Below are 21974 nucleotides of genomic sequence, written 5' to 3'. Positions count from 1 at the left end.
GAGGCGATCATGCCCCGGCCGACACCTCGGTGCGCGGCGACGAGACCGCGGGAACGCCGCCTTCGGCATCGAGGACAAGCGTGACCGGCGCCTCGGTGAGCTCGCTCAGGCGATAGGCCGCTTCGAGGGCGTGGCCATTGCCGAACTGGCCGCTCATCACCAGCCCGCCCTGGGCGCGGCGGGCGACGGGGCTCAGCATGGCGCCATCGTCGCTGGAAGCCGCGGCGACCAGCACCCAGTCATAGGTTTCGCAGAGCGCATCGAGTGCTACGTCGACGAGATCGGGCGCCGCCAGCACGGCGGCACGGCCGGCACGGCCGGGCCCGATGCTGTGCAGGCGTGAGCCCGGCGCGCGCATGATGATGTCGGAGAACAGCGCCTCGCCTGCAAGGAGCTCGGAGAAGCCGGGCTCGTCGTGCTCATCATCTGCCGCCAGGTCGATAAGAATGCAGCGGCAGCGCTGCGCCAGCAGCTTGGCAAGGTCACGCGCGTTGGCAGCCCCCTCTCCGCCGCCATCGAGCACGAGCATCATCGGGGCCATGCCGCGCGGCGCCTCCTGCGTCCGCTCGGCGATCTCCGCGAGCACCCGCTCCGGCCGGTCGAGGTCGAGCCGCAGCTGACCCAGGCGCCCGGCATGGGTCAGCAAGCCGGCGACCCGCTCGTGCCGAGGCTCTTGCGGCGCAGGCCTTGCCTGCTCCGCCTCGTCCTCGTTCGTGCCGGCTGCGACCCAGCGCGGCCGGCGCGGAGAGTCCGGCAGCGGCCGGCCCTGGCCGTCGAGCAACTCACGCGTGACGATCGTCGCCAGCGCGACCAGGAAGGTCGCGAGCGTGGCAACCAATATGACGGGAACCTTCTTCGGGAAGGACGGCTCGGTCGGCTCGACGGCGCGCGAGATGATGCGGGCATCCGCCGGCGTGGCATTCAGCGTGTCCCGCGCCACCGCCTCGCGATAGCGCTGCATATATTGCTCGAGCTGATCGCGCAGGGTGCGCGCCTCGCGCTCCAGTGCCCGCAGCTGCACCTCGCTGTCATTGGCGGACGACACATTCTTCTTCTGTCCGTCGAGCGCCGCCTGGAAACTCTCGACGCGCTGGCCCGCGATCTTGGCTTCGTTCTCCAGGGTCCGCACGGTCCGCTCGGCTGCGGCGCGCAGCTGCCCTTCGAGGTCGAGAAGCTGGGCGTTGAGCTCCTTGATCCGTGGGTGCTCGGGCAGGAGACTGCGCGATTCCGCCGCGATCTGCGCGCGCAGATTGACCCGCTGCTCGATCAGGCGGCGGACGAGGTCATTGTTCGCGACATCGGGGATCTCGAAGGTCCGCCCCTGCTTGATCGCATCGCGGATCAGGCCGGCCTTGGCCTGCGCCTCGGTCTGCTGGCTGCGGGCGGCCGAAAGCTGGCTCGAAAGATCGGTGAGCTGCTGCGAGGTGATGGTCGTGTTGTTGGAGCCGACCAGAAGGCCGTTTTTGGAACGGAAATCCTCGACTTTCGCCTCGGCCTCGGCGACGCGCTTGCGCAGCGGCTCGATCGTGGTCGAAAGCCAGTTCGAGGCGCTGCGGGCATTCTCCTGCTTCGCCGCCTCCTGGAACTCAAGATAGGTCTCGGCGATGGTGTTCGCCGCTTTCGCAGCCAGAGCCGGATCCACCGAGGTGAACTCGATCGACACGATGCGTGAACGGCCGACAGGGAAGACCAGCAACCGGTCAAAATACTTTTCGAGGACGCGATCCTCCGGCGAGCGATCGGCGGGGTGCCCCCCCAACCCGATCATGACCGCCAGCTTGCGCACGCTGCTCAGCGCGCCGACGCCGGAATCGAACTCGGGGTTCCCGACGAGACCGATGCGCTTGATCGCCTCGCGCGCCAGATCGCGCGACATGATGACCTGGACCTGGCTCTGCACCGCCTCGGCATCGAACTGACCGGAGGTGTCCGGCAGCGACTGGCCCGGCAATGCGTAGAACGTGCCGCGGCTTTCCAGCAGCAGCCGCGCCTCGCCCGTATAGCGCGGCGTCACGACGTTGACCGCAAGGAACGACAGGCCGAGCGCCGCAACCGTCGGCCCGATGATCCAGAGCTTGCGCCGCTTGATCGCGGCCCACAACGCGGAGAGGTCGAGCATGTCGCCCCGGCCATCGCCGACGCTGCGCGCTTCAATCCCTGCCTGAGCGGTCATGACACACCTCTGAACGCAATACTCACGCCTCCCGGACAGGGACGCGGCCGTCATTGAAGCCTCAGTAAGGTTATTGCCCGGTTAAGACGGCCTTCCGCCGCTTAACGCAGGCGGCCGGGAAGCCTTTTTTAACCATATGGCGCCTAAAGCTCGGGCGTATTCTGCACGGATAGCCTTGTGATGAGTCGACGCCTCGCCTCTCTCGCTTTGGCCGCCGCCATGCTGGCGGGCGCATGCGCGCCCCAATATGTGGCGTCGGACTATACACTTGCCGAGCCGGCGGGCCCCTACAGGCTCGCCAGCGGGGACAGGCTGCGCATTATCGTCTTCGGGCAGGATAATCTGTCGAACATCTATGCGGTCGACGGTTCGGGCCGGATTTCCATGCCGCTGATCAACACCGTCGAAGCGCAGGGCCGCACCACCCAGCAGCTCGCACAGGCGATCGAAGCCAAGCTGCGTGGCGGCTATCTGCGCGAGCCCAAGGTCTCGGTCGAGGTCGACACCTATCGCCCCTTCTTCGTGCTGGGCGAAGTCACCACCTCGGGCCAGTTCCCCTTCGTCAACGGCATGACCGTGCAGACCGCAGTTGCGATCGCTGGCGGCTTCACCCCGCGCGGACAGCGCTCCTCGGCAGAAGTCACCCGGCAGATCGACGGCCAGACTGTCACCGCGACCGTGCCGATCACGTACCCCGTCCAGCCCGGAGATACGATCGTCATCAAGGAACGCTGGTTCTGAAGCACAGCGGATTCCTGCCATGACGGACGCTGCCGGCACGCGCCCCTTACGAATTCTGCATGTCTTCCGCGCGCCCCTCGGCGGACTGTTCCGGCACGTCCTCGACGTGGCCCGCGGTCAGGTGGAGCGTGGGCACGCCGTCGGCATCTTCTGCGACTCGAACACCGGCGGCCCGAGAGCCGACGAAGTCTTCCGGGAGCTGTCAGGCCAGTTGGCACTTGGCGTGACGCGCGTGCCGATGTCTCGCTATCCGAGCATGACCGACGCCAAGGCGCAGCTCTCAGCCGTCGCAGTGCGGCGCAGATTGGCCCCCGACATCGTGCACTGCCATGGCTCGAAAGGCGGCGTCTACGGCCGGTTCCCGGCGCTTCTCTCGCCCGGACGACGCTATGTCACCGCCTATACGCCGCATGGCGGCAGCTTCAATTATAACCCCGGCAGCCGCGAGCACGGGGTCTATATGGCGGTCGAACGCCTGCTCGAGGGCGCAACGGACATGTTCCTGTTCGAAAGCCGCTTCATCGCCGGGCGTTTCGAAGCGCATATCGGGCATGCGCCGCGGACCGGCCATCGCGTTGTCCTGAACGGGGTCTCGGATGCCGAATTCGAGCCGATCGATCATGCGCAGGCCCAATTCGATCTGCTGTATCTCGGCGAACTGCGCTCGGCGAAAGGCGTCGACACGCTGATCGACGCACTGCAGCTGCTGCGTCAGCGCGACGGGCTGAAGCCGCGCCTCCTGATCGTCGGCTCGGGGCCGGACGAGGCCGAACTGCGGCAGATGACGCATCAGCGCGGCATCGCCGATCAATGCGTGTTCGAACCTCCGGGCCCCATTCGCAAGGCGCTGGCGCAAGCGCATGTGATGGTGATCCCGTCACGCGCCGAGTCCCTCCCCTACGTCATCCTCGAGGCGGCGGCCGCGGCGCAGCCGCTGATCTCGACAGATGTCGGCGGGATCGCTGAAATCTATGGAGAGCGGCACCGCAACCGGCTGATCAAGACCGACGATCCGCAGATCCTCGCCGGTGCGATTCGTACGATGCTCGAAACACCGGAATCGGAGCGGCTGGCCCAGGCGGTCGATCTGGCCGCACATGTCCGCCAGAACTTCTGCATCCATAACATGGTCGACGGCGTCATCGCCGCCTATCGCGACGCCATAGATCGCCGCGCGTCCTATCGGACGCGGTAACAGCGATCTATCTATTTGTTATCGAATCGGATTTTTTCGAAAAGTGGATTCCACTTTTCGGTCCGATGCTATGGTCGCGCGCGGCATGGCCTGAGGCGGCGTCAGACCAGCTTCAGCGCGGCGACGCCGGCAACGACCAGCACAATGCCGAGCCAGCCAACGGGCCGGATGCGCTGACCGAAGACCAGCGCACCGACGACCGCCGTGATCACCAGACCAGCGCCGCCCCAGACGGCATAGGCGACAGCCAGATCCATGCCCTTGATCGCCTGAGCCAGGGCAGCGAAAGCCCCCATGACGAAGACGATGCCCCCGGCGCCGGCCACGCGATGGCTCATGCCGTCCGACAGCTTCAGCAGATAGGTGCCGGCGATCTCGAAAGTGACCGCCAGCAGCAGCCAGAGGAAGGGGGCGGCCTGAATGAACGAGACATTCACACAAGCCTCCCCTCAGCGACCGGCTCATCCTGCTTGCGGCCATGGCCGACGCCGTTCTCGATGAGCAGGATGCCGCCCAGGATCGAAGCAAGGCCGAGGGCGCGGCCGGCCGTGAGATGCTCCCCGAAGAGGAGATGGCCGATGACGGCGATGCCGACGATGCCCACCCCCTCCCAGACGGCGTAAGCCACCGCCATCGGGATGACGCGCAGCGCAATGCTGAGCAGGATGAAAGAAAAGCCGATCAGGACCAGCGGCAGGGCGCCGATGAGCCAGGGTGCGGAGACGGCCGACTTCAGCGCGGCCGTCGCGACGATCTCGACGGCAATGGCCGCGAGCAGAACCAACCAGTGAAAAGACATTTTGCACACGGGCGAAGCCGGCGCTGAACATCGCAGATGCGACGCAGGGACAGCCAAGCAATCGTTAGAGTTTTAAATCGACAGTTCCGAAAAGAAGCGATTGCGGAGGCTTGACCTCGACAATCGGCGCAAGGAGAAAAATAACGCTCCCGACGCCATGCCCCAAGCGGGCGATATATGCTTCTCAGACACTCATCGCAGAGGAATATGCCGGCGCCAATCGCGATTGTCAACTCTCGATAACTTGCAATAACAACGACTTACGAGAATCCGGCTGATTTTTACGTAGCTTTACCCCCGAGCAAGCCATTGGCCCGCCACGACAAAATCGGGTTTTCGCATTATGCTTTTTCAGGCCCCGTCGCACGGGGCATTTTGAGGTCAGGGACGCCTCCGTCTCGCCCGATCCCTTTCCGATCCTGCGAAAGAAGAAGCGGCCGGGTTAAGCGTTCCGTGAGCAATTTCGGATAGACCGCGACCGGGACCGCCGCGCCCGGCGCTGCGATCCGGCTTGAGGATTGGACGCTATGGGGACTTTCGATGTCCGCGATATGATGAAGGCGGACGCGGCCGCCTCGGCAACGCCGACGATGTTCGGCGGGGCGGAAGCGGGCCAGACGCGGCGCTTTCACCCCCTCGCCGAGCGCATCGCCGCCATCCCGGTCAAGCCGACATTATCACCCGTCATGATCGAAGGTGTCGCCCGGCTGGTCGACGCGTTCGCCGTGATCGCAACAGGCGCCCTGATCTACTGGCTCTACGTGGCGGGCAGGCACGAATATGCCCTCCCCTATCAAATCGCCATCCCGGCACTCGCCGTTTCAGCTCTCGGCACCTTCCAGGCGTTGCAGCTCTACCCGATCGGTGCGCTGCGCAACCTGATCGCCAGCGCCGTGCGTCTTCTCACCGGCTGGACGATGCTCTTCCTCGTCACAATGGCGGTCTTCTTCATCCTCAAGATCAGCGATCAGGTCTCGCGCGGCTGGTTGGTCGGCTTCTACTTCGCCGGCGCCGCCGCCTTGTTGAGTGGCCGGATCGTCGTCATGCTCGGCGTGCGCCACCTGACCCGCAACGGCCGGCTGGAACGGCGCACCGCGATCGTCGGCGGCGGCGAGGCGGGCGAGGCGCTGATCCGGGCCCTCGAAAGCCAGAAGGATACGGGCCTGCGCATCTGCGGCGTCTTCGACGACCGCAACGACGAACGCTCACCCGATCTTGTCGCCGGCTACCCCAAGCTCGGCACGATCGACGACCTCGTCGAGTTCGCGCGCCGCACCAAGCTCGATCTGGTGATCTTCACCCTGCCGATCTCGGCGGAGGCGCGGCTGCTGACCATGCTGCGCAAGCTTTGGGTGCTGCCGATCGACATCCGTCTGTCGGCGCATCTCTCCAAGCTGAGGCTGCGGCCGCGCTCCTACTCCTATTTCGGCACCGTGCCTGTGCTGGATGTCTTCGACCGGCCGATCGCCGACTGGGACATCGTCGTCAAATGGATATTCGACAAGGTCGTCGGCGTGCTGGCGCTGATCGCGCTTTCACCGGTGATGCTGGCGACAGCCATCGCCATCAAGCTCGATTCCAAGGGACCGGTTTTCTTCCGCCAGAAGCGCTACGGCTTCAACAACGAGATGGTCGAGGTCTTCAAGTTCCGCTCGCTCTACCATGACAAAAGCGACTATGCGGCGGCCAAGCAGGTGACGCGAGGCGATCCGCGCGTGACCCGCGTCGGCCGCTTCATCCGAAAGACCTCGATCGACGAGCTGCCACAGCTGCTGAATGTCGTCCTCAAGGGCAACCTGTCCCTGGTCGGGCCGCGCCCGCATGCCATCCACGCCTCGACCGCCAATCGCGCCTATGAGCAGGTCGTCGACGGCTATTTCGCGCGGCACAAGGTGAAGCCCGGCATCACCGGCTGGGCCCAGATCAATGGCTGGCGCGGCGAGACGGATACCGACGAGAAGATCCAGCGGCGCGTCGAGCACGATCTCTACTACATCGAGAACTGGTCTGTGCTGCTCGACCTCTACATCTTGTTCAAGACTCCGTTCTCGCTGCTGACCAAGAACGAGAACGCGTATTGAGCACCTTCGCCGAGCACCCGTCGCATGAGGCGCCGGGCCCCCGGCTCGCGATCTCATATGCGGCGATCCAGCGCGGGACGCTCTGGCTCCTCGGCGCCTCCAGCGGCTTCGCGCTGGTCGAGCCCTCGCCCTACGAACTCGTCTTCCTGCTGACGCTCTTCGTCTTCGCCCTCGCCGGCATCCGCTTCTCGCAGAAGCTGCTGCCGCTGGCCGTGCTGCTGCTCCTCTACAACATCGGTGGCATCTTCTCGCTCATTCCATGGATGGACGAGATCGATTCGGTCCGCTTCACCGCCGTCTCCGTCTATCTGATGATCACCGGCATCTTCTTTGCGGCAATCATGGCCGAGGATGCGACGAGCCGGCTGGAGACCCTGTGGAAGGGCTACCTCTTCGCTGCCTGGTATGCGGGCATCGCGGGCGTGCTGGGCTATTTCGACGTCGCCGGCCTGGGCAGCCTCTTCACGCTCTATGGACGCGCGTCCGGCACCTTCAAGGATGCGAATGTGCTGGGCCCCTACCTCGTCCTGCCGATCCTCTATGTCCTGCACCGGATCCTGACCGGCCGGTCCGGCCTCCTCCGCGGGCTCACCTTGATCAGCGTACCGTTGTTCGCGCTGTTTCTGACTTTCTCCCGCGGAGCCTGGGGCAATCTGGTCGCTTCCGCGCTGCTGATGATCGGGCTCGCATTCCTGACCGCCCCCAATGGCACGCAGCGCAGCCGCATCGCGCTGCTGACGCTTGTCGCCTTCATGGCCGCGGCAGCCGCACTTGCCGTCGCGCTCTCCTTCGAGAACATCCGCAGCGTCTTCGAAACCCGTGCGAGTCTCGACCAGAGCTACGATCAGGGCGTGACCGGGCGCTTCGGCAACCAGTTTCGCTCGATCTCACTTCTGCTCGAAGCACCGAACGGGTTCGGTCCCCTGCGCTTCCGCTGGCATTTCACGGAAGATCCCCACAACGTCTACATCAACGCCTTCGCTTCCTATGGTTGGCTGGGCGGCGTGGCGTGGCTCGGGCTGATGGCCGCGACCTGCTATGTCGGCTGGCGCCTCGTGTTTCAGCGCCGGCCGTGGCAGCAGCATGCGATCGTGCTGTGGCCGGTCTTGTTCGTGACGATCCTGCAGGGCCTTCAGATCGACACCGACCATTGGCGGCATCTCTATCTGATGATCGGCCTCGTCTGGGGGCTCGCGGCCTTGCCGAAGCCGGCCTCACCGGCAGAAGCCGCCGCGCGGTACGAATCCGGCCGCAATCAGCGATAGCGTCGATAGTCCTGCGGGCGCCGGCATGGACCCAAGCTGCGAGGGCGACAGCTCAAACCCCGGCTGCGCCGCATCCGATCGGATCCGCCACGATGACGCGGCTCGTCTTGCGCGCCTGCTCCGCCCGCAGAGCCAGATCGACATGACGGCGATACTCTGCCCAGGTGCCTATCCTGTAGCCGCAATTGGCGCATGAAACGATGCTGGCATCGGTGAGAGCCTGGGGAATCGACACCCCCGGCGAGCCGCAATCCTCGCAATGGAACCAGTCCAGCCTCAACACGACCTCGCCTGCATTCACTTTCGCGCGGCGACAAGGCGTCGCCGACGGTCGCATCAGAGGCGGCAGCGGATGACTGATTGCTGAACGGCCGCTTCGCCGGCAAGAGAATCGGGCCGCCTATTCGCGGGAGCGCGACGATCCCTCGCCTCCGCACGTAGCCTTGAGATGCTGGATGTTGTCGTTGGAGAAAACCAGACGGAGCTTCGGGCGCTCGGCCTCCTGAAGCCGGGATGCGTCCTTCCTGCTGGCGGCCGCGCGGCGAATCTGGGCACGCCGCACGATCAGCGACATTTGATGCCTGCGTTTCATGGATGTTCATTCCCGCGCCGCGCAATGATGATTGCAGCAGGGGGCTCGATCGGCACCCCCCATATGGGGGAGGCCGTCCAGATTTTTGCACTGCGAAACAAGGCTGGGTGCCGCCCGGGAATGGCCATTCTTCCAATGCGTGCAAGATTGCTGCGAAGCGCATTGCATCTGCCGCGGCCGGCCACTATAAGCCGAGCCGTCGGAGCGTAGCGCAGCCCGGTTAGCGCACTTGTCTGGGGGACAAGGGGTCGGAGGTTCGAATCCTCTCGCTCCGACCATAAAAATCAAGCACTTAGGCTTTGACCGGAGCCACTGGCTAAAAACTTTTTTAGCCACATCGTAGCCAGCCCCCCCAACGAATCCCGCTAGCGCTTGCAATTGAAGCGCGGACGCTCGAAGGGCGGTTGCAAACCAACCTGGCGCAGTTTTCCCGCGCGCCACTGATTGAACCCTCCTGCTTTGCTGCCACCGCGGAAGCTGTCGCCTCGGCACTCCGGCCACGGAACTGCAAGCTTGCCGAAGGAATCTGCCTGGTTATCGCCTGTCTGATGGCCGTGGGCACCTATGCCCGTTTCCGGAGCGCCGGAAGTTCGAACTGGGCAGTTTAGGTTGACGGCGTCGGAGACAATTTTCCCTTTGGGCACTGTGGGTGACGGTTTCGTCATGCATTGCGGGAGGATATCTCGCCGGCCGGATGCGGCAACCAAGCTTCGACGCGACCAGCGACGAGCGGAAGCTTCGGGACGTGCGCCACGGCCTTCTCGTATGAGCGACTGGCGCATTGCCGATTTCGGTTCTCGCAACGTCTTCCCGGCCAGGATGGGTGTCGGGCATCGGGACGAGAATCTGGCGGCCGAGATGGAGACGGAGGTTTAGCCGACGGTCGGTCGCTGGCTGAGCCCGCAGATGCGACGACGACAAGGCAGAGAGGATTCCGAGAGGTGTTCGATTTCGGACATCGAGCAAGGGCTGGAGGCCCGTGAACCCCGGCGTTCGTAACTCCCGCACCAACTGATCGATTCCATAGGGAACCAATTCTCGCTCTGTTCGTTTGCCACTCGTTTGTAGCGGTGACGTTGATGGTCGCGCAGCAGTGCTGCCTAGGTTACGCCTACTTTCTCGTCTCAGCCAGGAACGTCTCGCGAAAGAAAGGAAGATTGTTTCGAGTCAAAATCCGGCTTATGTTATTGATATGACAATCAAAAGCCAATAATATCGATCTTTCCTTCGGGGGTTACCTTTGACCGTTCGGCCCAAAATGTTTGTGGCTATAGAAGGACTTCGAGGCATCCTTGCCTGGTCGGTCGTGTTTTCTCACCTCGCCTACATCTCGGCGTTCAACGCCAATGGCGTGAGCTCGCTTCTTCGAGCCGTCGGTCTTCCGTCCGTGCTGGTCTTCATTATCATAAGTGGGTTTGTCATAACCCATGTCATTCTGGAGAAGCAGGAGGGCTATGTCCCCTATATTATTCGAAGGTTTGCTCGAATTTTTCCACTGTTTGCGGTGACATGCTTTTTCGGTTTCTTCACAAGTGAGTTGCTTGCGTCGGCCCTCAGCGCGCCGGGTTTTGGCGATCCAGAGTTCGCAAGAGTAGTGAACGAGGTCGCATCGAGCGATCGAGCTCATYTGCCGATGCATSTATTCTCTCATCTTTTCATGATGCATGGCGCCATTTCAAATAACATCCTTAGCTATTCCGAATACGCCTTCAACATGCCGGCTTGGAGCATATCGCTTGAATGGCAATTTTATCTGGTCGCGCCATTGATCCTATTCGTGCTGCGTGACAAGCGGCAATGGGTTATTCCGATGGCGATTGCTGTTGCGGCTTCAGAAGTGGCGGTMCGAAAATTTGGCCTCTCAACCGTCCAGCCYGGTGCCTTGCCCCTTGCGGCTTCCTATTTTGCAATCGGCATCCTAAGTCGCCTGATCTATTCGGAGAAGCTCTGCAATCCGCAAGGACTGTTATTCGCTACCGCGCTGGCCATCGTGTTGTTGCCGTTTGAGCCATTGCGTCCCGTTTTGGTTTGGATGGTCGTGTTYTTTGGCCTCTCCAACACAGCAGTTCACCACAAGACAGCGTTGGATGAACTCTATGCGGTTACTCTCAAGAGTCCGGCTGCGCTATATTTTGGACAACGATCATATTCAATTTACCTTTGTCACTATCCGGTCATYTCGGGCGTCGCGTGGGTGCTCTTTCGGTTGTCTGTGCCMTCGAACATGCTCGTTCTGACGATCGTCAGCATCCCCCTCATCATTGTGACCGCCGATCTGGCGTACCGGTGGATCGAGAAGCCGGGCATTGCAGCGGGCAGGATACTCGCCGCAGCAATCCAGAGAAGGCAATCGATGGGGCCGTCAGAAGCAGACGGGCTGGCAGGACGAACTGCGCAGCAGGGAGAGGCCGAGATGGCAGAGAMCGATTATTCCCGCGGCCCGCAGGATCACTCAGTTATCAACCTCTCCAGGGACCACGAAGTTAGGTATTGGGCCGACAAATTTGGCGTGTCGCAGGCTGCACTTGAAGACGCGGTGCGGAAGGTCGGTTCTTCGGCTCCCGCCGTCGAGGAGGAGCTTTGGAACGCCCGCTAGACAATGTCTGGTTGAGCGTTACCGCGCCGGGAACATCCTCGGCGGATCGAGGTTGTTGGGCAAAGCGGAGGAGGCAGCCGTGGCAAAGCAACCTGAATCTCTCGCCACTTTCTCGGCGACAGCGAAGAACGCCGGAAAGAAGCCCAAGGACGTTGCGCTGACGGCGACTCCCGAAACAATGCCCATCCCAACTGACCCAACGAAAAAGGCCGATGCTGCCACGAAGGTGTTGCGCGAGGGCGTGCTTCACCGGGACCAGGGCGCCGACAAGGCTATCGATGCATTACCCGATCGGACGCGCACCACGGGGAAGTCGCAACGCTAGCGAGTAATGCCCGGCTCAGGTCCCATTGCCAATCATCCCTACGCGATCATTCTAGAAACCGGTGACGAGCCGGTGGGCTGTCTGAAGCAGGTAGCGGTCGAGCTGTACAGCTCGACCGCTACCTTCAAGGCCAACGGTGGTGCTTCAGTCCGGCCGATCTCAGCTATTTCGACTGGGAATGGGTATATCCCGCCCCGTACAGGAGCAGGTTGAAGTAGCGGCTCTGACCCCAGACATCGCGTGAGCCTGACGAACTGCCGGGAGTCTATGTGCACGCCGTTCTTGGAAAGCGCGATGGCAGCACCGTTTCCGGTCACCTCGACGAGGGCGTTGTCCCCCACGCTCGACCTCATGCTCGAGCAAACGCCTGCGCATCTGTGGAAGCGTCGCGACGCCCTGACTGATCAAATGCTGATCGGCTTGGATGGCTGACTCACGCGCTTGTTACTTCTCGACATGTGCGCCCTTCACGTACCGCCCTGTTAGCGCGGCGATCTGATGTCTACTCCCCCGCGCCGGTTGCCGGCTTGGACGGAGCCATTTCGTCGTGCTCCCCAGAGGATGCTAACTTCGTTCGGTTCGGATCAATCGACACTTTGTCGAGGGAACTCTTGTCCGGTGTTCCCTGAATTGATCTTACCTTTTGCTCCTCTTCGAGGGAGAGCTTGTTCCCTTCTCCATCTCGCATGAGTGCCTCCGTATGTGCTGCTAGCCGTGCAACGAGCGGCTCGCTCGATGGTTCCGGATCTCCTCGCTCGCTCCTCGCGCGATCAACGATGCAAGCGTAACCGGCGCTCCCGCCAGATCTTGGTTTGCGAACACGTCGCCGAGAGGGGGAACGAGGTCGAGCTGCGCGCGTTCAGCCTCCGCAGCCTACCCAGGAGTTGGAGGGAAAGATGGCGAATGATAACAACCCCGCGGTCGAAAGTCTCCGGCAGGAGCAGAAGGCCCAACGGAAGGACGAGCGGGAATTGACCTCGGACCAAAAGCTCGAACGGGCGCTTAAGGATACCTTTCCAGCGAGCGATCCCGTGGCGGAGCAGGTTCCAACTACACCCGGCAGCGCGGAGGATCAGAAATGATCAGGGCAGCTTTTTCCGGCTTGGCGGGGGCCTGGATCGCGCGAAACGTTGAACAGGGAGAGATTCCCGAGAAGTTAGCGGTCCCGCTATCTCTCTTGGCGACCCGGCTTCCGACGCCCGTCATCCTCGCTGGCGCCATTGGCTATGCATTCTATCGGGCAAATTTGGAAGTACGGGCGCGGTTGGCGAAGGATATTTCGCCGAAACGGCGCGCACGACCGACAGCCCAAAGACCAAAGGCTCCTTCTCGCCGACCGTGGCGCCAGGCCCGGAAAGCCGAAACAAGCGGTGGTGGCAATGTTTAAGCTGTTCCGTGAAATGTCGATGCTAACATTCGAAGCTCAGCAGGCGATCTGGCTCAGGAGCATGAAGATCGCTACTGGCGGCGCGGCGGGAAAGCACGAAGCCAGTTTGATGGTAAAGGAGAAGGTTTCAGCCGCTCAGGCCGCGGTTATGAATGCGGCGACCGGGATGGCGCCGGTCGACATTGTCCGCGGATATCGGCGCAAGGTGCGCGCGAACATTCGGCGTTTGTCGAGATAGATGATGTCGATGCGGCGAAAATGGTCGAGCGACGTTTGCGGTCGCTGCATCCCGAGCGGGTAGAATACCTCTGAGGAAACGCCAGCTAGGCTAGGGAACCTGGTGCCGAAGGGAAGCGTTTGCTCCGGATAACTGGAGCATCTCATGAAACGTCGACTGATTGTGCTGGCGGCCGTGCTTGTCGTTGCCGGCGTCGCCATTGCCCAGACGATCCACCCACCGACCAAGGAAGGCGCCGGAGCGAAGCCTGATTCCGCGGAATCTCAGCGCGGTCGTATCCCCGAGCCGGCAGGAGCAAATCGCCCCGAGGCGCAGGGGGGCGCCAATTCCCAGCAGAACCGGGACTATGGGAAAGAGACGCAGCCGGAAGGTCAGAAATTGCACGAAGGCCAGCCGGCGAATGCGAAGCCTTAGCGGGCAAGACCCCTTGAGCAGATCGCGCCTATTTTTCCAAGCGAGCGATGGGGATCTCAAGTGTGACCACCAATCCTGACGATCGCCAATCAAACGTCATCTCCGCGCCCAATTGAGATTTCGCCGCCCGGTCGACCAACAAGCTGCCGAAGCCCCGCCGTCCCGGCATTTCGCCAATCGGGGGACCGCCGACTTCGCGCCACGTCAAACGCACGGTTCCGGCGGCGGTAGCAGCGTCAATCTGAACTGTTCCGTGGGGGGTCGAAAGCGCTCCATATTTGACGGCATTGGTGGCAAGCTCATGAATCACGAGCGCAACCGCCGTTGTCGAGGAGCGGCCAACCGCGACATTGTCACCCTGAGTACTTATTCGCTGATCCAGCTCGGCGTTATACGGCTCGATCAGCCTGGCGATAAGGTCGCAAAGATGGTCCGCGGGGCGGTCCGCGTTGCCATCCAAGACAATGCTGTGAGCTCGATAGAGAGCTCCGATTCGTGCAACGATGTCAGCGGCAAATTTCCGGGCGCTAGGCTCCGCCCGAGCTGACATTGTGATCAGACTGCCGATCACAGTGAAAACGTTCGAGATGCGGTGCTGCAATTCGCGAGCAATCAGTTCTCGCTGCTCTTCAGCCTGACGTCGGGCAGTGATGTCGATATGGGCCCCCACCAGCTTTAGGGGCCTTCCAAGCTCATCCCGTTGGATTTCTGCCTTGGCAAGTATCCAACGTACTTCCCCATCTGAGGGGCGAATGATCCGATACTCCGCCTCGTAGTCGGTCGCGGGGCTTCGGACACTCTGTTGAAAATGGTCGACGACCCGATCCCGGTCGTCGGGATGAATACGCGCAACCCACTCTTCGTGGGTTTCGTTCGCGGCCTCCGCTGGCAAACCATGAACTGCGAGATATTCAGGGGATCGCGTGTTGCGAAACGCGCCTTCCCACAAATCAACTTCGAGGCCACCGATCTGGCCGATACGCTGAACGCGCGCGAGCTCGGCTTCTCGGGATCGTAGCTGCCTTAAGGCTTCGTTCAACGGCAAGCAGCGCCCCCAGTGCTTTCAGAGCAAGAATACTTGCTTCGGTAACTCTGGTTCCGGGCTTTCGCCATCTTTTTTGACACCTCGGGCCACGATAGCCAGCGATCGGTCAGGGAGCGGACGCTGAAGCGAAAACGCTCGCTCCCATGGCGCGGTCATCCAGGTCTCGCATTCCTCCGGCGTCGTCAGGATGACGGGCATTGCCGTGGGATGGATCGCTTTCACCTCGGCATTCGGATCGGTGGTGAGGAAGGCATAGAGATCGGCTGTGACCTCCCCCTCCTTGACCTTGCGCACACTCCGCCACTGCGGCGTCCACACCCCGGCGAAGAATGCGGTTGGCCGCTCCTCTCCGAAGGCGAACCAGATGTCGCCGCCGGCATCCTTGTTGAACTCCGAGAAGGAAGTGAATGGCACCAGGCAGCGATTCTCGACCCCCAGGAACTTCTGCCAGTGCGAGTATTTCGTATCGCGGATATTCGTGTTGCCCGCGCTCGGCTCCATTCGGATCAACTCGGTCATATCGACGGCTTTGCCCTTCGCGGCGAATTTGTCCGCCCGCTGCTTTGCCGCCTTCTCGATGACGAAGAACGGGGACGGCATGCCCCAGCGCGCCATGGCAAGCTCAGGGACGCCACCTCCCGCCGGATTGCGGATCACCGGAGCAGTGTAGTCGGGGAAGATGCCCGGCTGCGGCACCACCTGCGCCGCTACGTCGAACTTCGCGAACAGCTTGCGCATCGCCTCGACGTTGCGGGTGTGGCTGTAGAGATTACACATCGTCACCGCCAATCGCCGACGCTCGATCGGCGCCGGCTCGGCCGGCAGCATGTCCGCCTTGCCGCCCTCGATCAAGCTGAGCCCCATCATTGGCGCAGGCCAGTGGGGGCGGTGACGCCTGCCATGGCGCGATCTCGGAGAAAAAGCAGAGACGCTGCACTGCCAGACATCCGCCGAGCCCTGGAGCCCTACCTTGAGTTCATGGGGCCGGAAGGCTGCGCTGTCAGGGAGCGGGTCGCCGCAGACCAGACTGGCACAATGGGTGGGGCTAATGCGAGCGGCCTGCAATTACCCGAGGTGGCCATGCAGATCACCACGCAGGCGAAGTATGATGTCGCGGTCAGCCGCATCCAGGAGCTGAGTGGCGCGTCGGAACATCCGAGGAGCGCCTCACTGCGACGCATCAAATGACATAGACAACCGGCGAGAATGGGCAGTTACTCACTCTGCAGTTGTCTCCATGCCGACGTTTGGGAATGACCGCAGCGGGGCGTTTTAGCGCCGCCAGGCGGAGACAAATCATGCATTCCGGGAATGGTACGCTCATCCTGAGTAGCGGGCACCGGCTCCGTGTCGTCTACAATTTCGGCACCGACCACGATGACGCTCGCGCTGGCTACTTGCTCTGCAACACGTCTGGCGTCGATCCGGTCGCGCTCCATGATCGGATGCATATGTTGTGCGACGACGGCACCAAGGTCGTCATGATGGTGACCCGAACGAGCGACCGATACCTCCTGATCACGGGGCGGGTCGCACCTCCGGCAGCCGCTTAAACAAGAAGAATGCCTGAGCCAGCAGATTGGCACCTCAGCCGTCTGAGTTATGGAGGGCAAGATGCATCTCACATCTCAAAGGCCGCGAAGTCGAAATGGGCGCAATCAATCGGACGCGCAGAGCGCGTGCGATCTTCAAGCGCGTTACGAACGCACCATCGCCTTGGCCCGTGGGGCGGAAGCGCTAGGTGACACGATTAATGCTGAACGCCTCTATCAGCAGGCCGATCACTATCGCCGGTTGTTGAACCAAAAGCCGCAAACCATTGGCGCGGTGCAATAAAGCGCTGGGCGGCCTGGCGGTAGGAAAAGACGCCGAGCCACACACGCCATGGGAGGGGGAAGACGGCAGCTCGGCGCCACGCCGCATCGAAGGCGCTCGGAGAGCTTGACCCCAAATCGTAAACGCCAGCCGAACGTCGACCGCGGATACATTCAAGAGCCAAAACGCAAAAATGGCCGCGCGCCATCGAGCCGAATGGCGGTCAGCGCGTGACGCGACGCGTCTCCCGCACGACCGTTGGCGCTGAAACCGCTCCCGCTGCTCCCCCGACGGACCGCGCCAACTGGCCCGCCCACTTCGGCGCCGGGCCGGCACGGCTGCGGCTCCGCCGACACTCTGCTCAGTCGTGCTGCAGGCGGTCGCGACGATCGCGGTAGTTCGCTGCTGCGCTAGCGATCAATATGCTCCGGCATCGCCTTGAGCTGCTCCTTGGTCCAGTTTGTGACGGCATGGACGTTGCCGTCTTCGTCGCGCATGAATTCAAGGTCGCTTATCGAGATCGCGACGGGCTTCGCGCCTATGCCCAAAAAGCCTCCGACATCAACGACGACCTGCGCCGTCGGTCCGGCCCCGTGGACATGCGAAACCGAGCCGATCTTTTCATCGCCAGGGCCGTAGATCGTCGCATCATCGAGGATGTCGGCAGTCAACTCGCTATCGGTTAGACGCGGATGCCTGGAATGGTCCATTGTCATCTCCCCTCGCTCAGAAGCGGATTGAACGAGCTGACGGCCTGGTCGTTCCTAAATGCCTGCGCCGCATGGCTAAGCGACAGAACGGGGGCAATGCTGTCGAGAGGCAGCGCTTTGCGACAATCGAAGTCCGGGAGGTTCGCCCGCGAAGGTGCCGACGTACATCCAGAGCAAGCAGCCCGGCCTCCACTCAGAGACCGGGCCGACCGCTGTCGAAAGGTCTCGACTTATCTCTTCCAGCGGCCCTCATACTTGAATTCCGGAGCAGCCTTCAGAGCGTCCTTCGTAGTGTCCATGGTCGCGGACCATTTCTTGTCGTTCTCCGAATAAACCACCTTCACCGCGGCCGGGGTCACCACGACATAGCGCTCACCGATACCAAGAAATCCGCCGACTGAGACGATTATTCCCGAGAGATGGCCGCCGCTGGAAACGACGAGGTCCTTGATCTCGCCAACATTTTCCTTGGCGTTGTTCTGCACGTTCAGGCCGATCAGGTTGCTGCTCAAAACATCCGTCGGCTGCGCTTTGATGTAGACTTCGCGCGTGGCAGTCGTCGCAGTCTGAGCTTGAGCCGCAGGCACTCCAGCAAACGCTGTGGCGAGAGCGATGGCGACGAGCGAATTACGCATCGAGAAATCTCCAAGGTGTTTTTCCATTGTGCGTCAATAACGTTCGCTCCTTGCGCTTGTTCCTTTCAACTCTCCGAGAAACGAGAACAAACCGATCATATTTCTGAGGCCGAGCAGTCGGGAACGAGCGTCGGGGTCGGCCACTCGTCAGGGAGGCTTGAAGCCAAAGCCCAGCGCTTCAAATGCTGTGGGATGAATTGCGCGATAGGCCGTCGTCCGCAGAGTGAAAACCAAAAGACCGTCGCAAACGGCGACGCGCCGACACGCCCTCCGCTATCCCCAGGCAGTTAAGACTCTTGGCGCTTTGCCGTTGCGTCAGTTTCGGTTCCTTCCGTATTTCGACGAGGTGCTGCAAGCCATCTCCATGGTTTGGCAAATGAGACCCTCTCGATGTCCATCACTCGCATCGCCGCCGGCGCCCTCATGCTCGGGCTCCTCGCGTTTCCAGCGTTCGCCAAGAACTTCGCCGTCCCGGCCAAGAACCCGTCGATCACCATCACTCTTCCCAACGATTGGTCGACCGAGGAAATCGAGTACGGCTTCCAGGCACGGCCGAAGGATGAGGGGGTCTTCCTCTCCGTGGAATCCGCGGAAGCACGTCAGATCGACAAGATGATCGGCGATACCCAAAAATGGATGCGCGACAACAAGATCAAAGCTGTCGAGCCGATCAAGGCCGACATGAAACTCAACGGCATCGACTCGACGGTTTTCCAGTTCCGCACGAGTGACGAGAACGGCCCCACGACGGTCGATCTGATCCTGATGCCAGCGGGCAATAATCGCGTGATGATGTTGACCGTCTGGGGCAACGACGAGGAGCGCGGGACCAACGGCAAGGCGTTGGACGCGATTTTCGGCAGTATCAAGTCGATCAACTAAACGGCTTGCCTGGGGCTGAGCGGCTAAGGCGGCGATGGCTGCGCCAGCCGCTCAGGCTCCAGATCATAACCGTCCTTTGTTCGCGCCGGGTGCGCCGATTTGCAACCGCCCCGCACGGCAACCCACCCCGCGACCAGGGCCGCGGGGTTTTTCGTGTCTGGAAGCGAAGACCGAACTCAGCTGCCGAGCGGGTTGAACTTGGTGACGCCGCGGAAGAGGTTGCGCAGGAAGCTCTGCTCCTCGCCACCGGTCGCGGTGGTGCGGCCGATGAAGTCGAAGATCACGCCATCCTGCAGGCCGTAGCGGGCGATGCGCTCCACCTTGAAGCCCTTGTTGAAGTAGATCACCAGCACCTGCTGGTCGATGATCTGCGGATCCTGGAACTGGAAGCGACGCCGCACCGTTTGGCTGATGTAGTAGAAGGTGCGATTGCCGACGGTCGAGGTCGTCGAGGGCGTGCCGAGGATCTGCAACACGGACTGGACGTCCATGCCCGGCTTGATCTGCGCGACCAGCCCGTCGTCCATCACGAAGCCGCGGGTGAAGGTATCGTTCAAACCGGTCGAGGTGGGCAGCACGAAGCCGCCGGCGTCGGGCCCGCAGCCGGCAAGCAAAAGGGAAGAGGTCGCGAGGGCTCCGAGCAGAGCCGCGCGGCGGGTGATGTGGGTCATGCGGGCACGATCCAAGGCAGCACGGCTCAGGAAAACCCCAAGCCGCTTGTCAAAAGGGTGAGGGTTGGCGTAACGCCCGAGGATGGCTTTGGCAAGGCAAGGACGCCCGCATGAATGGCGGGCGGAGGCAAACAGGTGATTTTCGGGTTGTTTGGCAAGCGCGCCCAGCGGCGTGCCCCTGTGGATGTGTTGTTTGGGCGCGTCGCGGAAGCGTCGCGCCAGCCTGGCCTCTATCTGGCCGGCGGCGTTCCCGACAGCTTCGAGGGCCGTTTCGAATCGCTCACCCTGCATGTCCTGCTGGTGCTGCGGCGTCTGCGCGAACTGCCGTCCCCAGCCTCCGAGCTGGCGCAGGAGCTCGTCGATGCCTGCTTCGCCTATCTCGAACTGGGCTTCCGCAATGGCGGTGTCAGCGATATCGCCGTGCCCAAGCGCATGAAAAAGATCGGCCAGATGTTCTATGGCCGCGTCCAGGCCTATGAGGCCGCCCTGGCTCAGCCTGGAGTCGACGCCCTCGCCGACGCGTTGCGCCGCAATGCCTGCACGCCGGAGGGCGCCCCGCGCCTCGCTGCTTATGTCCGTGAGGCGCAGGCAGCCCTCGCGAGCTGCGAGCTCACCGCGCTTCTCGAGCGCGATCCCCTGTTCCCGGCCTTTCCCCATGAGGAGGCTCGCCATGACGCCTGAACACGCGCCGGCTTCTCCGCTGCGCCATCCCATCCGCGTCGAGGCCATCCGCCTGCGCGGCACCGAAACCACGGTCCGCGCCGAACCTGAGCAGTTCGCCGCGATCGCTCGGCTGCTTGGCCTTGCCTCGCTCGAATCCCTGGAAGCGCGCTACCTGCTCTCGCGCAATGGCGACCGGGTGAAGCTCGAAGGCCGGATTGCAGCGCAACTGCATCGGACCTGCGTCGTCACGCTCGATCCTTTCCCGGTCGAGCTCGACGTGCCGGTAAAGCTCGACTTCGCGCCCGAGCAGGAGGCAGAGGTCGCTGGGCGCCGCGCGGAACGGGACGATGCCGAGATCGACATCGAGGTGCTGCTCAACGAAGACGACCCGCCGGAGCCGATCCTCGACGGAGTCATCGATCTGGGTAGCGTCACGCTCGAATTCCTGGCGCTGGCGCTCGATCCGTATCCGCGCAAGCCGGGTGTGGATTTCGAAGCCCCGGCCGGCGAAGCCGGCGCGGAATCGCCTTTTGCTGCCCTCGCGAAGCTGAAACGCGGTGACTGAAACTTTCATCGGCCCTTGCGCGTCTTGCGGCATCCGTCCAAGTCGCTATTGTCCGGCCGGCCGTGAGCCGTCCCGGATCGAAGGTCGGCCATTTCCGGGATACGCCAGAATTCCATGACAAGACCGGTTACAATCGCGCTCGATGCGATGGGCGGGGACCACGGTCCCTCCGTCGTCATTCCAGGCGCTGCCCTCATGCTGGAGCGCCGCCCGGACGCCCGCTTCGTGATCTTCGGCGACGAGAAGCAGGTGCTGCCGCTGCTCGAGCAGCATCCGAAGCTCAAGGCGGTGACGACGTTCCATCACACCGATGTCTCGGTGAAGATGGACGACAAGCCGAGCCAGGCGCTGCGCTACGGCCGCTACAAATCCTCGATGTGGCGGGCGATCGACGCGACCAAGACCGGCGAGGCCGATGTCACCGTCTCCGCCGGCAACACCGGCGCCCTGATGGCGATGTCGAAGTTCTGCCTGAAGTCGATGCCGCAGGTCGATCGGCCGGCGATCGCGGCGCTGTGGCCGACGCTGCGCGGGGAGAGCATCGTGCTCGATGTCGGCGCCACCATCGGCGCCGATGCACGCCATCTCGTCGATCTCGCGGTGATGGGCGCGGCGATGGCCCGTGTCGTCTTCGATCTCGACCGGCCGACCGTCGGCCTGCTCAATGTCGGCGTCGAGGAGATCAAGGGTGTCGAGGCGGTCAAGGAGGCCGGCCGCATCCTGCGCGAGAGCAACCTGCCGCACCTCACCTATCACGGCTTCGTCGAGGGCGACGATCTCGGCAAGGGCACGGTCGATGTCGTGGTCACGGAAGGCTTCACCGGCAATATCGCGCTGAAGACCGCCGAGGGCACTGCCCGGCAGATCGCCTCATACCTGCGCGCGGCGATGAACCGCTCGCTCATGGCCAAGATCGGGTATATCTTTGCGCGTGGTGCCTTTGCAGCCTTGCGCGAAAAGCTCGATCCGCGCAAATCGAACGGCGGCGTCTTTCTGGGGCTCGAAGGCATCGTCATCAAGAGCCATGGCGGGACTGACGCCATCGGCTTCGCAAGCGCCGCCGAACTCGGCTATGAGATGGCGCGAGAAGATCTGATGGCGAAGGTCCGCGAGATGGTCGCCGCAAGCACGCGCCCCGAGCTGCCCGCCGCGCAGCCGGCCGACGCCGAATAGGGAACGGTT

Annotated in this window: 24 protein-coding genes and 1 tRNA gene; 16 read left to right on the top strand and 9 right to left on the bottom strand. The window is 62.5% G+C overall.

Features of this window, described 5'->3' with window-relative positions; genetic code table 11:
* Nucleotides 1-7: 7 nt before the first annotated feature.
* Entirely contained in the window at nt 8-2173 is a 2166-nt protein-coding gene (locus tag AC1DE3_RS08725; RefSeq protein WP_441511209.1) for a GumC family protein, read from the bottom strand.
* A 180-nt stretch (nt 2174-2353) separates the two neighbouring features.
* Between AC1DE3_RS08725 and AC1DE3_RS08720 the strand changes: the two genes are divergently transcribed.
* Complete coding sequence (locus AC1DE3_RS08720; RefSeq protein WP_441511208.1) at nt 2354-2914, top strand: polysaccharide biosynthesis/export family protein; 561 nt, start codon at nt 2354-2356, stop codon at nt 2912-2914.
* Nucleotides 2915-2933: 19 nt separating this feature from the next.
* Complete coding sequence (locus AC1DE3_RS08715; protein WP_441511207.1) at nt 2934-4109, top strand: glycosyltransferase; 1176 nt, start codon at nt 2934-2936, stop codon at nt 4107-4109.
* A gap of 101 nt (nt 4110-4210) precedes the next feature.
* On the opposite strand, the gene AC1DE3_RS08710 is transcribed toward AC1DE3_RS08715, so the two are convergent.
* Nucleotides 4211-4546, bottom strand: a complete 336-nt coding sequence (locus AC1DE3_RS08710; protein WP_441511206.1) for an SMR family transporter — start codon at nt 4544-4546, stop codon at nt 4211-4213.
* A complete protein-coding gene (locus AC1DE3_RS08705) occupies nt 4543-4908 on the bottom strand; it encodes a DMT family transporter (protein ID WP_441511205.1) in 366 nt (121 codons plus the stop codon). The genes AC1DE3_RS08710 and AC1DE3_RS08705 overlap by 4 nt, the downstream gene beginning before the upstream one ends.
* Nucleotides 4909-5435: 527 nt before the next feature.
* On the opposite strand from AC1DE3_RS08705, the gene AC1DE3_RS08700 reads away from it, so the two are divergent.
* Nucleotides 5436-6989, top strand: a complete 1554-nt coding sequence (locus tag AC1DE3_RS08700; protein ID WP_441511204.1) for an undecaprenyl-phosphate glucose phosphotransferase — start codon at nt 5436-5438, stop codon at nt 6987-6989.
* Nucleotides 6986-8254 carry an O-antigen ligase family protein gene (locus tag AC1DE3_RS08695; protein WP_441511203.1) on the top strand — a complete coding sequence of 423 codons (1269 nt, stop codon included), beginning with the start codon at nt 6986-6988 and terminating at the stop codon, nt 8252-8254. Before AC1DE3_RS08700 ends, AC1DE3_RS08695 begins: the two co-directional genes overlap by 4 nt.
* 400 nt (nt 8255-8654) lie before the next feature.
* On the opposite strand, the gene AC1DE3_RS08690 is transcribed toward AC1DE3_RS08695, so the two are convergent.
* Nucleotides 8655-8828, bottom strand: a complete 174-nt coding sequence (locus AC1DE3_RS08690) for a hypothetical protein (RefSeq protein WP_441511201.1) — start codon at nt 8826-8828, stop codon at nt 8655-8657.
* Between the two features lie 218 nt (nt 8829-9046).
* Between AC1DE3_RS08690 and AC1DE3_RS08685 the strand changes: the two genes are divergently transcribed.
* The 6 genes from AC1DE3_RS08685 to AC1DE3_RS08660 all read left to right on the top strand — a co-directional run bounded on the left by AC1DE3_RS08685 (nt 9047) and on the right by AC1DE3_RS08660 (nt 13806).
* Nucleotides 9047-9124: transfer RNA gene (locus AC1DE3_RS08685), tRNA-Pro, on the top strand.
* Between the two features lie 962 nt (nt 9125-10086).
* On the top strand, nt 10087-11442 hold the full coding sequence (locus AC1DE3_RS08680; RefSeq protein WP_476852312.1) for an acyltransferase family protein: 1356 nt from the start codon (nt 10087-10089) through the stop codon (nt 11440-11442).
* A 79-nt stretch (nt 11443-11521) separates the two neighbouring features.
* A complete protein-coding gene (locus AC1DE3_RS08675; protein ID WP_441512551.1) occupies nt 11522-11767 on the top strand; it encodes a hypothetical protein in 246 nt (81 codons plus the stop codon).
* 294 nt (nt 11768-12061) lie between these two features.
* Nucleotides 12062-12199 (top strand): hypothetical protein, encoded by a 138-nt coding sequence (locus AC1DE3_RS08670; protein WP_441512550.1) that lies wholly within the window; start codon nt 12062-12064, stop codon nt 12197-12199.
* Nucleotides 12200-13146: 947 nt separating this feature from the next.
* The gene (locus tag AC1DE3_RS08665) at nt 13147-13392 is read left to right on the top strand and encodes a hypothetical protein (RefSeq protein WP_441512549.1); all 246 of its coding nucleotides are present in this window, start codon (nt 13147-13149) and stop codon (nt 13390-13392) included.
* Between the two features lie 144 nt (nt 13393-13536).
* Nucleotides 13537-13806, top strand: coding sequence for a hypothetical protein (locus AC1DE3_RS08660; RefSeq protein ID WP_441512548.1), 270 nt, complete (start codon nt 13537-13539; stop codon nt 13804-13806).
* A gap of 28 nt (nt 13807-13834) precedes the next feature.
* Here AC1DE3_RS08660 and AC1DE3_RS08655 read toward each other — a convergent pair whose 3' ends face one another.
* Nucleotides 13835-14851, bottom strand: coding sequence for a sensor histidine kinase (locus AC1DE3_RS08655; protein ID WP_441512547.1), 1017 nt, complete (start codon nt 14849-14851; stop codon nt 13835-13837).
* Between the two features lie 18 nt (nt 14852-14869).
* Nucleotides 14870-15628: an SOS response-associated peptidase family protein gene (locus AC1DE3_RS08650; RefSeq protein WP_441512565.1), complete on the bottom strand. Its 759-nt coding sequence runs from the start codon at nt 15626-15628 to the stop codon at nt 14870-14872.
* Nucleotides 15629-16149: 521 nt separating this feature from the next.
* Between AC1DE3_RS08650 and AC1DE3_RS08645 the strand changes: the two genes are divergently transcribed.
* Nucleotides 16150-16404 carry a hypothetical protein gene (locus AC1DE3_RS08645; protein WP_441512546.1) on the top strand — a complete coding sequence of 85 codons (255 nt, stop codon included), beginning with the start codon at nt 16150-16152 and terminating at the stop codon, nt 16402-16404.
* Between the two features lie 61 nt (nt 16405-16465).
* Nucleotides 16466-16687, top strand: coding sequence for a DUF4167 domain-containing protein (locus AC1DE3_RS08640; protein WP_441512545.1), 222 nt, complete (start codon nt 16466-16468; stop codon nt 16685-16687).
* Between the two features lie 389 nt (nt 16688-17076).
* Here the strand turns inward: AC1DE3_RS08640 and AC1DE3_RS08635 are convergent, their stop codons facing one another.
* Entirely contained in the window at nt 17077-17376 is a 300-nt protein-coding gene (locus AC1DE3_RS08635; RefSeq protein ID WP_441512544.1) for a PRC-barrel domain containing protein, read from the bottom strand.
* 230 nt (nt 17377-17606) lie between these two features.
* Nucleotides 17607-18011 (bottom strand): PRC-barrel domain-containing protein, encoded by a 405-nt coding sequence (locus tag AC1DE3_RS08630; RefSeq protein ID WP_441512543.1) that lies wholly within the window; start codon nt 18009-18011, stop codon nt 17607-17609.
* A gap of 390 nt (nt 18012-18401) precedes the next feature.
* On the opposite strand from AC1DE3_RS08630, the gene AC1DE3_RS08625 reads away from it, so the two are divergent.
* Nucleotides 18402-18893 carry a hypothetical protein gene (locus tag AC1DE3_RS08625; RefSeq protein ID WP_441512542.1) on the top strand — a complete coding sequence of 164 codons (492 nt, stop codon included), beginning with the start codon at nt 18402-18404 and terminating at the stop codon, nt 18891-18893.
* A gap of 176 nt (nt 18894-19069) precedes the next feature.
* Here AC1DE3_RS08625 and AC1DE3_RS08620 read toward each other — a convergent pair whose 3' ends face one another.
* The gene (locus AC1DE3_RS08620) at nt 19070-19564 is read right to left on the bottom strand and encodes an outer membrane protein assembly factor BamE (protein ID WP_441512541.1); all 495 of its coding nucleotides are present in this window, start codon (nt 19562-19564) and stop codon (nt 19070-19072) included.
* 180 nt (nt 19565-19744) lie between these two features.
* Between AC1DE3_RS08620 and AC1DE3_RS08615 the strand changes: the two genes are divergently transcribed.
* The 3 genes from AC1DE3_RS08615 (at nt 19745) to plsX (ending at nt 21965) form a co-directional block, all read left to right on the top strand.
* The gene (locus AC1DE3_RS08615; protein WP_476780619.1) at nt 19745-20245 is read left to right on the top strand and encodes a ubiquinol-cytochrome C chaperone family protein; all 501 of its coding nucleotides are present in this window, start codon (nt 19745-19747) and stop codon (nt 20243-20245) included.
* Nucleotides 20235-20792 carry a YceD family protein gene (locus AC1DE3_RS08610; RefSeq protein WP_441512539.1) on the top strand — a complete coding sequence of 186 codons (558 nt, stop codon included), beginning with the start codon at nt 20235-20237 and terminating at the stop codon, nt 20790-20792. The genes AC1DE3_RS08615 and AC1DE3_RS08610 overlap by 11 nt, the downstream gene beginning before the upstream one ends.
* Nucleotides 20793-20906: 114 nt before the next feature.
* On the top strand, nt 20907-21965 hold the full coding sequence (plsX, locus tag AC1DE3_RS08605; protein WP_441512538.1) for a phosphate acyltransferase PlsX: 1059 nt from the start codon (nt 20907-20909) through the stop codon (nt 21963-21965).
* The last annotated feature ends 9 nt before the right edge of the window (nt 21966-21974 follow it).

The sequence above is a fragment of the Allobosea sp. 10L417 genome, assembly GCF_056395485.1.
This window is presented reverse-complemented; position numbering and strand designations above follow the sequence as displayed.

Excerpts from the sequence above, each read along its gene's own strand:
- AC1DE3_RS08720 (WP_441511208.1), top strand. The coding sequence starts at position 2,354 with ATGAGTCGACGCCTCGCCTCTCTCGCTTTGGCCGCCGCCATGCTGGCG.
- AC1DE3_RS08700 (WP_441511204.1), top strand. The coding sequence starts at position 5,436 with ATGGGGACTTTCGATGTCCGCGATATGATGAAGGCGGACGCGGCCGCC.
- AC1DE3_RS08665 (WP_441512549.1), top strand. The coding sequence starts at position 13,147 with ATGTTTAAGCTGTTCCGTGAAATGTCGATGCTAACATTCGAAGCTCAG.
- AC1DE3_RS08705 (WP_441511205.1), bottom strand. The coding sequence starts at position 4,908 with ATGTCTTTTCACTGGTTGGTTCTGCTCGCGGCCATTGCCGTCGAGATC.
- AC1DE3_RS08660 (WP_441512548.1), top strand. The coding sequence starts at position 13,537 with ATGAAACGTCGACTGATTGTGCTGGCGGCCGTGCTTGTCGTTGCCGGC.
- AC1DE3_RS08690 (WP_441511201.1), bottom strand. The coding sequence starts at position 8,828 with ATGTCGCTGATCGTGCGGCGTGCCCAGATTCGCCGCGCGGCCGCCAGC.
- AC1DE3_RS08725 (WP_441511209.1), bottom strand. The coding sequence starts at position 2,173 with ATGACCGCTCAGGCAGGGATTGAAGCGCGCAGCGTCGGCGATGGCCGG.
- AC1DE3_RS08645 (WP_441512546.1), top strand. The coding sequence starts at position 16,150 with ATGCATTCCGGGAATGGTACGCTCATCCTGAGTAGCGGGCACCGGCTC.
- AC1DE3_RS08635 (WP_441512544.1), bottom strand. The coding sequence starts at position 17,376 with ATGGACCATTCCAGGCATCCGCGTCTAACCGATAGCGAGTTGACTGCC.
- AC1DE3_RS08640 (WP_441512545.1), top strand. The coding sequence starts at position 16,466 with ATGCATCTCACATCTCAAAGGCCGCGAAGTCGAAATGGGCGCAATCAA.
- AC1DE3_RS08625 (WP_441512542.1), top strand. The coding sequence starts at position 18,402 with ATGTCCATCACTCGCATCGCCGCCGGCGCCCTCATGCTCGGGCTCCTC.
- AC1DE3_RS08670 (WP_441512550.1), top strand. The coding sequence starts at position 12,062 with ATGGCAGCACCGTTTCCGGTCACCTCGACGAGGGCGTTGTCCCCCACG.
- AC1DE3_RS08715 (WP_441511207.1), top strand. The coding sequence starts at position 2,934 with ATGACGGACGCTGCCGGCACGCGCCCCTTACGAATTCTGCATGTCTTC.
- AC1DE3_RS08630 (WP_441512543.1), bottom strand. The coding sequence starts at position 18,011 with ATGCGTAATTCGCTCGTCGCCATCGCTCTCGCCACAGCGTTTGCTGGA.
- plsX (WP_441512538.1), top strand. The coding sequence starts at position 20,907 with ATGACAAGACCGGTTACAATCGCGCTCGATGCGATGGGCGGGGACCAC.
- AC1DE3_RS08650 (WP_441512565.1), bottom strand. The coding sequence starts at position 15,628 with ATGTGTAATCTCTACAGCCACACCCGCAACGTCGAGGCGATGCGCAAG.
- AC1DE3_RS08610 (WP_441512539.1), top strand. The coding sequence starts at position 20,235 with ATGACGCCTGAACACGCGCCGGCTTCTCCGCTGCGCCATCCCATCCGC.
- AC1DE3_RS08620 (WP_441512541.1), bottom strand. The coding sequence starts at position 19,564 with ATGACCCACATCACCCGCCGCGCGGCTCTGCTCGGAGCCCTCGCGACC.